General features: G+C 27.5%; 1 protein-coding gene. It reads right to left on the reverse strand.

The features are described 5' to 3' along the window. Positions 1 to 371 (reverse strand): hypothetical protein (locus BZK16_RS14420; RefSeq protein ID WP_158076882.1); only part of this gene is annotated, 371 nt, incomplete at both ends.

Here is a 371-nt window from a genome sequence, read left to right on the forward strand (position 1 = left end):
TACCAGCGCCACCAAAAATAATATCTCGCTGATTAGTTCCTGTAATAACATCATTATCGAAAGTGCCATCAAGAATATTATCGATGTTAGGATCTAATAAATATCCTGCCGTATTATCAAATGCAAAAATCTCATCTTTAACTTGATTAAGTATTTGCAAACTTAAAGCATCATTTTTATATATATTTTTAAATACTCTCGCCATTACAGCATAATCACTTGGATTATCTAAAAAAGCTTCTTTAAAGAAAGTAACTATTTTGGATGTATCAATAATATATTCACCAGTTTCAGGGTGTTTTGTAATATCACTATTTTTAATATGGCCTAAAATTTTTGTTTCATAAACAATTTGATCAAATAAGTAGTTA

It is taken from the genome of Wohlfahrtiimonas populi (genome assembly GCF_002006795.1).
Classification (GTDB): Bacteria; Pseudomonadota; Gammaproteobacteria; order Cardiobacteriales; family Wohlfahrtiimonadaceae; genus Wohlfahrtiimonas; species Wohlfahrtiimonas populi.